9 protein-coding genes are annotated in these 10,278 nt (G+C 67.1%); 4 read left to right on the top strand and 5 right to left on the bottom strand.

Features of this window, described 5'->3' with window-relative positions:
* Window positions 1-236: 236 nt before the first annotated feature.
* The 3 genes from ACFQS9_RS24065 to ACFQS9_RS24075 all read left to right on the top strand — a co-directional run bounded on the left by ACFQS9_RS24065 (window position 237) and on the right by ACFQS9_RS24075 (window position 4,086).
* Window positions 237-1,670 carry a UDP-glucose dehydrogenase family protein gene (locus ACFQS9_RS24065; protein ID WP_378409077.1) on the top strand — a complete coding sequence of 478 codons (1,434 nt, stop codon included), beginning with the start codon at window positions 237-239 and terminating at the stop codon, window positions 1,668-1,670.
* A 9-nt stretch (window positions 1,671-1,679) separates the two neighbouring features.
* The gene (locus ACFQS9_RS24070) at window positions 1,680-2,654 is read left to right on the top strand and encodes a UDP-glucuronic acid decarboxylase family protein (protein ID WP_378409078.1); all 975 of its coding nucleotides are present in this window, start codon (window positions 1,680-1,682) and stop codon (window positions 2,652-2,654) included.
* Between the two features lie 238 nt (window positions 2,655-2,892).
* On the top strand, window positions 2,893-4,086 hold the full coding sequence (locus tag ACFQS9_RS24075) for a glycosyltransferase (RefSeq protein ID WP_378409079.1): 1,194 nt from the start codon (window positions 2,893-2,895) through the stop codon (window positions 4,084-4,086).
* A 35-nt stretch (window positions 4,087-4,121) separates the two neighbouring features.
* Here ACFQS9_RS24075 and ACFQS9_RS24080 read toward each other — a convergent pair whose 3' ends face one another.
* Genes ACFQS9_RS24080 through ACFQS9_RS24100 form a run of 5 tightly spaced genes read right to left on the bottom strand, consistent with a single transcriptional unit; the run spans window position 4,122 to window position 9,273 of the window.
* On the bottom strand, window positions 4,122-5,624 hold the full coding sequence (locus ACFQS9_RS24080) for an FAD-dependent oxidoreductase (RefSeq protein WP_378409080.1): 1,503 nt from the start codon (window positions 5,622-5,624) through the stop codon (window positions 4,122-4,124).
* A 57-nt stretch (window positions 5,625-5,681) separates the two neighbouring features.
* On the bottom strand, window positions 5,682-6,119 hold the full coding sequence (locus ACFQS9_RS24085) for a carboxymuconolactone decarboxylase family protein (protein ID WP_378409081.1): 438 nt from the start codon (window positions 6,117-6,119) through the stop codon (window positions 5,682-5,684).
* Window positions 6,116-7,015, bottom strand: a complete 900-nt coding sequence (locus ACFQS9_RS24090; RefSeq protein WP_378409082.1) for an NAD(P)-dependent oxidoreductase — start codon at window positions 7,013-7,015, stop codon at window positions 6,116-6,118. The genes ACFQS9_RS24085 and ACFQS9_RS24090 overlap by 4 nt, the downstream gene beginning before the upstream one ends.
* The gene (locus ACFQS9_RS24095; RefSeq protein WP_378409083.1) at window positions 7,012-7,761 is read right to left on the bottom strand and encodes an SDR family oxidoreductase; all 750 of its coding nucleotides are present in this window, start codon (window positions 7,759-7,761) and stop codon (window positions 7,012-7,014) included. Before ACFQS9_RS24095 ends, ACFQS9_RS24090 begins: the two co-directional genes overlap by 4 nt.
* Before the next feature lie 42 nt (window positions 7,762-7,803).
* Window positions 7,804-9,273 carry an aldehyde dehydrogenase gene (locus ACFQS9_RS24100; RefSeq protein WP_378409084.1) on the bottom strand — a complete coding sequence of 490 codons (1,470 nt, stop codon included), beginning with the start codon at window positions 9,271-9,273 and terminating at the stop codon, window positions 7,804-7,806.
* Between the two features lie 114 nt (window positions 9,274-9,387).
* On the opposite strand from ACFQS9_RS24100, the gene ACFQS9_RS24105 reads away from it, so the two are divergent.
* On the top strand, window positions 9,388-10,245 hold the full coding sequence (locus ACFQS9_RS24105) for a mycofactocin-coupled SDR family oxidoreductase (RefSeq protein WP_378409085.1): 858 nt from the start codon (window positions 9,388-9,390) through the stop codon (window positions 10,243-10,245).
* The last annotated feature ends 33 nt before the right edge of the window (window positions 10,246-10,278 follow it).

A 10,278-nucleotide genomic window follows, 5' to 3' on the forward strand; every position in this document is an offset into this window, starting at 1 on the left:
CGGCTGGTCTTGACGGGCCCGTCAGAATGAGTAGATGGGTTCGCGGTTTCCGCGACTCGCGGACCGGGTTTCGAACCGTGTGTCGCCGTCGGGCCGGAGTTGAGGCGGCGCGGATACGGGGTGTGCTGGGTGGAATCGACGTGGATGCGTTTTGGCGCACAGTGTGACGGGTCCTGAGGCCGGGTATCGAACAGCAGCTGGTCAAGGCCGTCTGGTTCGATCGAAGGAGGTCGTTCATGAACGGGCGCGAGCGGATTTCGGTTGCGGTGGTGGGTTCCGGATACGTCGGTACCGTTGTCGCCGCGTGCTTCGCCAGCCTGGGCCATTCGGTAGTCGGTATCGAGAACGATCCTGCCAAGCTCGCCCAGCTGCGGGCCGGGCGAATTCCCTTCCATGAGCCAGGACTCGAGGACCTCTTGAACTCCTGCAGCCGAGATGGCCGGCTGCGATTTACGGCGAACTACGATGACGGGGTCGCCAATGCCGACGTGGTCTTCCTGTGCGTCGGAACGCCGATCCTGCCGGACGGCACCGTGGACATGTCGGCGATAACGAACGCCGCGCGCTCTGTCGCGTCAGCTATCCGCCGTGCGGTGATCGTGGTCAGCAAGAGCACGATCACCATTGGCGGCGCGCGGTTGATCGAAGCTGTCATCCGGGACGAACTCGACCGTGGCGACGGCCGTCCGGCGCCGCTTGGCAGTGCAGTACTCGTGCACAACCCAGAGTTCCTCCGTGAAGGCAGCGCGATCGCGGACTTCCTGCACCCGGACCGAGTGATTCTCGGCGGCGACGACCCACAGGCTCTCGAGCGGGTCAGCGAGCTGTACCGGCCAATCCTTCAACAGTGCTTCGCGGGTGGCATCCCGGCAAGGAGACCTGCGTTGATGTGTGTGGATGTCACGACAGCCGAAATGATGAAGTATGCGAGCAACGCTTTCCTCGCAGCGAAGGTCAGTTTCATCAACGAACTAGCCAACGTCTGCGACCTGGTCGGCGCCGACGTGAAGGTTCTCGCCACCGGCATGGGGCTCGACCGGCGCATCGCGCCCGAATTCCTGTCCGCGGGCCTCGGCTGGGGTGGCTCATGCTTGGGTAAGGACTTGTCGGCGCTCATAGCGACCGCTCGCGACGGGGGCTATGAGCCGTCGCTGCTCACCGCTGTCGTTCAGGTGAACGCACAGCAGCAGGAGGTGGTGCTTCGCAAGCTCGGTATGCACTTCTCCGACTTACAAGGTCGTCGCATCGGATTGCTCGGACTCACATTCAAGCCCGACACCGACGACCTACGCGATTCCCCAGCGGTCGAGTTGGCCCGCCGGTTGCTCGCCTTGGGGGCGGAGGTCATCGCCTACGACCCCGTAGCGACCGAAGCTCCTGCGGTCACCGGCATCGCCATCGTTGGCGACCTCTACCAGGTAGCTGACGGTGCCGACGCCGTTGTGTTGGCTACGGATTGGCCCGACTTCCTCCGACTGGATCCAGCGAAGCTCCGAATCCGCATGCGTGGAAACGTGTTCGTTGACGGTCGCAATGTCTTCGACGGTGGGGCCATAGAATCCGCTGGACTGAAGTACGTGGCCGTTGGGCGCTCAGCTGGACCGCAGGCGACCTGGGATTCCGACTTCGAGGCACCGACTTTCGACGGGAAGCCGACCTCCCGGCACTGAGGGAGCCAAATGAGAATCGTCGTCACCGGAGCGGCCGGATTCGTTGGATCCCACGTTTGTGACAATCTGCTCGCGCGTGGCGACGAGGTGGTCGGCCTGGACAATCTGTGCACGGGAACGCTCGAGAACATAGAGCATCTGTCCAGCCACGCGGGTTTCAGATTCATTCACCATGACGTCACGGAACCTGTGCAAGTCAGCGGCCACATCGACGCAGTGATGCATCTCGCCAGTCCCGCGTCTCCTAAGGATTACCTCCGGATGCCCATCGAGACGATGCGAGTCGGAAGCTTGGGAACGCTGCACACCCTGGCCCTGGCCGAGGCGAATGGCGCCCGCTACCTACTGGCTTCGACCAGCGAGGTCTACGGTGATCCGCAGGTGCACCCGCAACCGGAGGGCTACTGGGGTCACGTGAACCCGCTCGGGCCGCGGGGCGTGTACGACGAGGCGAAGCGCTTCGCCGAGGCGTTGACGATGGCTCACCATCGCAGTCACGGCGTGGATGTGTGCATCAGCCGTACGTTCAACACGTATGGGCCACGAATGCGCCCGAACGACGGACGGGTGGTGTCCACCTTCATCACCCAGGCGATGCGTGGCATGCCCCTGACGGTGTACGGGGACGGAACTCAGACCCGAAGCTTCTGCTACGTCGATGACCAGGTCAGAGGGATCGTCGACCTGCTCGATTCGACCCATGTCGGGGCGGTCAACATCGGCAACCCTGACGAGTTCACCATTCTGGAATTGGCGGATGCGGTCCTCGAGATAACTGGTTCAACCTCGCAGATCTGCTTCGAACCGCTGCCGGTCGATGACCCTGCTCAACGCCGACCTGATATTTCGCTGGCGCAATCCGCGCTCCGCTGGAACCCTGAGATCGACCTGCGTCGGGGTTTGGCGCTTTCCGTCGCCTGGTTCCGCACCCAACTTGTCGGTCCCCACCTGCGGGATCGACCGGAAACCTCCACGAAGGAATAGCGCCAATCCAGCCCAAGTAGTGACAGTTCCGGAATTCTTCCAGTTGGTATCGATGCGGTGTCTTGTTGCTCGTCCGAATCTCCACTAAGTTCGACGATAAGTTCGGGGGCCGAAGACTGCTGAAGTTGCTGCGCGCACTTCAGGTTCGGGAGCGACAGAATGACGCGGACCCAGTCGTCGCGGGATCTGGTAGTCGGCTGTGCCCACCCGCGCCCTCCCGGCTGAAGGGCGACACATCATGAGCCGCTTTCTCTTCGTCGTCCCACCGCTGACCGGGCACATCAACCCGTCGGTGGCCGTGGGTGCAGCGCTGACGCAGCGCGGGCACGACGTTTCCTGGGTGGGCCACCTCGAGGCGCTCACCCCGCTGCTCCCTGCGCACGCCGCCGTGTTCCCGGTCGCGCACGACGTCTCCGGAGAGGCCCTACACGCCCTCGCGGGACGTTGGCTGCAACTCCGAGGGACCGCGGAGTTGAGATTCTTCTGGGAGGAGTTCCTCGTTCCGCTGGCACAGCAGATGCTGCCGGCCGTCGAAGCGGCCGTCGATGCGTTCGCCCCGGACGTCGTGGTGTCCGATCAACAGGCGCTCGCAGGCGCACTCGTCGCCCGGCGGGCCGGGCTGCCGTGGGCAACTTCTGCGATCACCTCCTCCGAGCTGGTACGGCCGCTGGCTGCGATGCCCAAGGTCGAGGAGTGGGTGACCGAGTGCATGACCAGCTTCCAGCGAGTTCACGGTGTCGCCGATCCGGTCGATCTGCGCTGGTCCGAGCACTTGGTGCTGATCTACTCCACCGCGGCGCTGATCGGCTCGGTGGACTCGCTGCCGCCGCACTACGCGCTGACGGGACCGGTTCTGACGGCGAGACCGGACACGATCCCCTTCCCATGGGAGTGGCTCGATCCGGGGCGCCGAACGGTGCTGGCATCGCTGGGAACATTGAACGTCGGCGTGGGCGAGCGGTTCTTCCGAACCCTCGTAGACGCCGTGGCCGACGAAGGTGACCGGTTGCAGCTGATCATCGTGGCCCCACCGGACATGCTGGAGTCGCCGCCGCCGCACGTGTTGGTGCGCGAGTCCGTGCCGCAACTCTCGTTGCTCGACCACGTCGACGCCGTCGTTACGCACGCGGGCCACAACACGGTGTGCGAGTCCCTTGCGCACGGATTACCGCTTGTGGTCGCCCCGATCCGCGACGACCAGCCGATCGTCGCCCAGCAGGTCGTCGATGCCGGCGCCGGTATTCGCGTGAAGTTTGCTCGGATACGCCCACCGGAACTGCGCGAAGCAGTGCGTGCCGTCCTCGCGGAGCCCTCCTATCGGGAGCGGGCTCGTCGGATCGCGGAGTCGTTCGCCTCGGCGGGTGGCGCGGCGACCGCAGCGGATCGGCTGGAGCAGCTGGCGAATGGTCAGCCGATCTCGGCATACCGGTAGGCCCGACGTGGTTGACCTGGTGTCGCACAGCCGCGTTACCCCTTTGCGGCCGCGATGCCGGCGCGGCGACCGTAGAAGCTGCCGTCGCCGAGCGAGGTTCCGCTCGCGTATCCACCGGCGCACACACCTGAGGTGCAGCGGCCCGCCGCGAACAGGCCGGGGATCGGCTCACCACTGACGTGCAGCACCTCCGAGTTGATCGTGGTCCGCAGCCCGCCGAGGGTGAACCCGGCGGTGAAGTTGCGCAGGTCGAGCGCGGCGACGGGGGAGCCGATCGGCTTGCACCACTCGGACTTCTTGCCCAGCACCGGGTCCTCGCCGTTCTCGGCGTGCTGGTTGTACACCGCGACGGTCGAGACCAGCGTGCCGGTGGGAAGGCCCATCTCCGACTCGAGCTCCTCGACCGTCTCGGCCACCCACTTCGGCTGGAAGCGGAAGAAGGGCGTCGAGCTGTCGGCGGCGACGCCCTCCTCGTAGGCTGCCTCGTCGATGATGAGGTAGGCCTGGTTGTCGTTGCGCAGCAACGTCTCCTGGCCGATCCTGCCCGGGTAGGTGTCCTCGTTGACGTACCGCTGACCGCGGGCGTTGACGAGGATGCCGCGGACCATCAGCTGCGGGTCGCCGAAGAACGCGACCTCGGTGGCGTCCATGTGTGCCAGGTCGGCGCCGAGTGCCTGCGCCATCTGGATGGCCCTGCCGTCGTGCTCCTCGATCGACGCGCCGGGCTTGCCGATCAGTCGCGGCGCGTAGTTCTGGACCATCTCCTTGTTGTAGGCGAAGCTGCCGGTGGCCAGCACGACCCCGGTCCTGGCGCGGACCGCGATCTCCTTGCCGTACTGCTTGGCGATGATCCCGACGACCCGGCCTTCCCCCTCGGGCGAAGCCTCGGGCCCAATGGCGCTGTAATCCACGACCAGGCGCTGCACGCGCATGTCGTATTCGGCACGGACGCCGAGCTTTTCGGCGGTCTCCACCAGCGGCTTCATCAGCATGTAGCCGCCGCCCTTCTCGCCGGTGCGCTTGTCGGCCATCTGCGGGACGTGCCCGCGGGGCGCCGGGCTGGCGATCGTGTTGAACGGCGCCGCGTTCTCGCCGCCGGAGTACATCAGCCCGTCGTCGAACGGGGTCTCCCAGCCCGGCTGGCCGTAGAAGCTCTCCTTGAACGGCACCCCATTGTCGACGAGCCAGTTGTAGTGTTCGACGCTGCCGTTGCAGTAGTCGGTGATCTTCTCCTCGTCGGCCCCGGGGCCGAGCGCCGCCATCATGAAGGCCTTCATGTTCTCGGGGGAGTCCTCGAACCCGAGCGCCTGCTGCAGCGGGGTGCCGCCACCGAGATAGATGAATCCGCCGGCCAGCGCCGCGGCGCCGCCCCAGCCGCTGGTCCGTTCGAGCACCAGGACGTCCGCGCCTGCACGCGCGGCCTCGATCGCGGCGCTGACGCCCGCGATGCCGTAGCCCGCGACGACGACGTCGGCTTCGTACTGCCAGGTCTCGACGGTGTCGGCCGGTTGCGGACGGATGGGAGTGGCCTCGGCCATGAATCGGGTCCTTCTCTCGAGAGTTGTTGCCTTGAGTGCAGTATTTCCGGTCCGGCCTCAGCCGGTGGCGGTTTCCGTGGAGTTCGCCTCGGCGGCCGTCGCCGCGGCGCGGGCGGCCTTGCGACGATCCGCCTTCACGGCGATCAGGGCGTTGTTGAGTCCGGTGCCCAACGGCCACCCGACGTAGTGGCAGAGGAAGATCGCCGCCTCCTCGACCTGCTCCTCGGTCAGTTCCTCGTTGTGCAGCGCCGCGTTGATCTGGATCTTCGCGACGTCGCCCTGGCCCTGCGCGGTGATGGCGCCGAGCAGGAGGAGTCTGCGGTCGCGCAGGCTCAGCCCGGGCCGGGTCCAGATGTCGGCGAACAGGTGGTCCGCGGTGACCGCGAAGAAGTCGCCGGGGATGTCGGCGGGCATCTCCCAGCCGTAGACCTGGTTCATCATCGCGACTCCGCGTGCCCGCGCCTCGCTGAGGCCGTTGCCGTTCCCGTCGGTCATGCGTGCTCCTTGGTAGCAGATTCGGACAGTGCGCCGGTCCCGACCCCGAGTCCGGGGCCGAGGTCTGAGAGGGCCCGCCGGGCGAGCGGCAGGTCGACGTCGAGCCGTTCGCCGAGGTCGAGCGCCAGGGACAGGTCCTTCTCACCGAGGTTGCGGACATGCCCGAGGATGGGGTGCCAGAAGTCGTCCTCGGCGACCGGGGCGGTGGTCTCGCGCAACATGATCGCGCCCGCACCCCCGGTGATCGCGTCGGTGTGCCGGACGACCTTGCCGAGCTCTCGGATGTCCAGTCCCGCGGCTTCGGCGAGGCGCTGCGCCTCGCTCGCCGCCGTGAACGAGACGAAGTGGAGCAGGTTGCGCGCCAGCTTCATCCGCGTGCCGGCGCCGATCGGACCGGCATGCACGATCAGCTCGGCCCAGCGTCCGAACGGGCCGCTGACCGCGGCGAACGCCTCCTCGGAGCCGCCGACCATCACCGCGAGTCTGCCCTGCTTGGCCCCGGGCGCGCCGCCGCTGACGGGCGCGTCGACCAGGTCGACCCCCCGCTCCCGGCAGCGACGCTCGAGGTCGGCGGCGGTGAGGTCGCTGATCGTCGAGTGCACGGCGATCACCGTGCCGGGCGCCGCGGTGGTGAGGATTCCATCGGGACCGTCGACCACGTCCCGGACCTGTGCGTCGTCGAGGACGGTCACCGAGATCACCTGGGCCTGCGTGGCGACCGCCGCCGGAGTCTCGGCCGCGGTGGCACCCGCGCCGGTGAACGGTGCCAGGGCCTCGGGGCGCGCGTCGCACACCACCAGTCCGCCGGGCCAGTCGAGCAGCCGGGTGGCCATGGGCGCGCCCATGTTGCCGAGGCCGATGTAGCCGACCGTGATGTCGGTGTCGTTCGCCGTCATGACCGGTACACCTGTCCGCCGTCGACGTTGAAGATCTGTCCGGTGACCCAGCCCGCTTCGTCGGAGAGCAGGAACAGGCACATGCCGACCAGGTCCTCGGTGGTCCCCATGCGCTGCAGGGGAATTCGCTTCACGATGTCCTTGACGATGTTGCCGGGGGTGACGGTGCGGGTGGCTTCGGTGTCGATCGGGCCGGGCGCGATGGCGTTGATGCGGATGTTCGACCAGCCCAGCTCGGTGGCGAGCTGCTGGGTGAGGCTGTTGATGCCTGCCTTCGCCAGCCCGTAGTAGTTCGAGTAGAGCCAGGCCGCGGTGGAGGACTGGTTGACGATCGAGCCGCCATTGGCCCGCATGTGCGGGACCACCGCCCGGCAGACCTGCAGCGCGCCGTCCATGTTCACGCTCATGAACTTGCGGTAGTAATCCCAGTCCACGGTGAGCAGCGAGTCGATCTTCATGCCGCCGTAGATCGCTGCGTTGTTGACCAGGTGCTCGATGCCGCCGAACCGCTCGACCGTGAAGTCGGCGAGTGCGAGGGCCGAATCCGCCTCGGCCACATCGACTTCCTTGAACGCGGCGGAGCCCCCGTCCGCGGTGATCTGCTTGGCCACGGTCTCGCCGAGCTCCCGGTTGAGATCGGCGACCACCACGTTGGCGCCCTCGGCGGCGAGTGCTCGTGCGTAGCCCTCGCCGATGCCCTGCGCCGCGCCGGTGACGATGGCGGTGCGTCCGTCGAAACGTCCCATCTGAAGTTCTCCTCGGTTGTGTGCGTCGGTCGGGGGTCTGGATCAGGTGGCAGGGGAGGCGACGAGCTTGGTCTCCAGGTACTCCTCGAAGCCGGCCACGCCCATCTCGCGGCCGATCCCGGACTGCTTGTAGCCGCCGAACGGGGCGTCCGCGGAGTACCAGACCCCGCCGTTGACGCTGAGCGTTCCGGTGCGCACGCCTGCGACCACGCGGTTCACCCGCTCCGGGTCGGTGCCCCACACCGAGCCGGACAGTCCGTAGGGCGAGTCGTTGGCGATCCGGACGGCGTCGTCGTCACCGTCGTGCGGGAGGATCACCAGGACCGGGCCGAAGATCTCCTCCTGAGCGACCCGTGCGGAGTTGTCCACGCCTGCGATCAGGGTCGGCTCGACGAAGAATCCGCGCTCCTGGTCGGCGGGGCGGCCGCCGCCGGTGACGATGGTGCCGCCCTCCTCGACGGCGAGGGTGAGGTAGCCCTCGACCCGTTCGCGTTGGCGCGCGGAGATCAGTGGCCCGCAGACAGTTCCCGGCTTGCCGGGATCGCCCGCGCGGATGCCGGACATCGTCTTGGCCGTCGCGGCGACGGCCTCGTCGTAGCGTTCGCGCGGCACCAGCAGTCGGGTGGTCAGCGCGCAGCCCTGACCGGCGTGCACACAGACCGAGAAGGCCGCGACCGAACAGGCGCCCGCCAGGTCGGCATCGTCGAGCACGATGAACGCGGACTTGCCGCCGAGCTCGAGGAACACCTTCTTGAGGCTGTCGGCCGCCGAGGCCATCACCGCGCGGCCGGTGGCGGTGGACCCGGTGAACGAGACCAGGTCGACGCGGGGGTCGGTGCACAGCTGCGCGCCGAGCGCGTGGTCGGTGGAGGTCACGATGTTGACCACACCCGCAGGGATCTCGGTCTCCTCGGCGATCACCTTGCCGACGAGCGCCGCGCACCACGGGGTGTCGGGTGCGGGCTTGAGCACGACGGTGTTGCCTGCGGCCAGGGCAGGTCCGAGCTTGGCGAAGTTGATCTGGTGCGGGAAATTCCACGGGGTGATCGCGCCGACGACCCCGACGGCCTCCTTGAGCAGCCGGCGAGAGGTGGGGATCCCCATCGGTGTCGCCGCACCGAGATCCTGTTCCCAGGAATAGCTTTCGGCCAGATCGGCCCAGTAGCGCAGGTCCTCGACCGGGCCCTCGAGCTGGGGGCCGTTGGTCAGCATCGCGGGCGCACCGACCTCGGCGATGGTCACCTCGCGCAACTCCTCGATGTGCGACTGCAGGGCGTCGCACAGCTGGCGCAGGCATCGGGCGCGGAACGCGTGGTCACGGGACCAGGTGCCCTCGTCGAACGCCAGGCGGGCGGCCGCGATGGCGGCGTCCATGTCGGCGGCGGTGGCCTCGGCCGCCGATCCGAGCACCTCCTCGGTGGCGGGGTTGAGCACCTCGAAGGTGCCGCCGGAGCCGGGGACGAGCTTTCCGTCGATCAGCAGGGCCGAACTGTCGGTCGGACGAAGCGTCATGCTCAATTCCTCCACATCTGGACAGGTGTCTGGACTATAGTTCGCACAGAGATACCTCGCAACGGTTTCAGTAGGAGAACGTCGAACGTTCCATCGATTGCAGGGAGTGATCCGATGAATCGAGTCGCAGGCAAGGTCGCGTTCGTGACCGGCGCAGCACGGGGACAGGGCCGCAGTCACGCGGTCCACCTCGCCGAAGAGGGCGCGGACATCATCGCGTTCGATCTGTGCGCGGACATCGCGAGCAACGAATACCCGCTCGCCACCGAGGCCGACCTGGAGGAGACGGCGCGTCTGGTCGAAAAGATCGGGCGCAAGATCGTCACCGCCCGCGTCGACGTTCGGGACCGGGCGGCCGTCGAAGCCGTGCTGGCCGAGGCGGTTGGCAAGTTGGGTGGTCTTGACGTCGTAGTGGCCAACGCGGGAATTTGCCCCCTGGGCAACCACATTCCGAATGCCGGCTTCGTCGACGCCTTCGACGTGAACTTCGTCGGCGTGGTGAACACCGTGCACGCGGCGATGGAGTACCTGGGCGAGGGTGGCTCGATCATCGCGATCGGTTCGGTCGCAGGCCTGGTGCCGCAGACCGGGATCAACGGCCAGCAGGCGATGCAGGGTCCGGGCGGCGACGGGTACGGGTTGGCCAAGAAGCTGATCCAGGCCTACACGAGCTCTCTGGCGCTGACGTTGGGGCCGAGTTCGATCAGGGTCAACGCGATCCATCCGACGAACGTGAACACCGACATGCTGCAGAGTCCGCCGATGTACAAGACGTTCCGGCCCGACCTCGAGAACCCGACCGCCGAGGATGCGGCGCTGACCTTCCCGTTCATGCAGGCGATGCCGATCCCGTGGGTCGAGCCCGAGGACATCTCGCACGCGGTGGTGTACCTGGCCTCCGACGAGTCCCGGTACGTGACCGGTCAGCAACTCCGAGTGGACGGCGGCGCGGGCATGAAGATCGGGCTCTGAGCGGCGAAATCGTTGTCCCGGACGGGAGACCGT

Origin of the sequence: Rhodococcus daqingensis, assembly GCF_042665615.1 — a bacterium.
Lineage (GTDB): Bacteria > Actinomycetota > Actinomycetes > Mycobacteriales > Mycobacteriaceae > Rhodococcus_G > Rhodococcus_G daqingensis.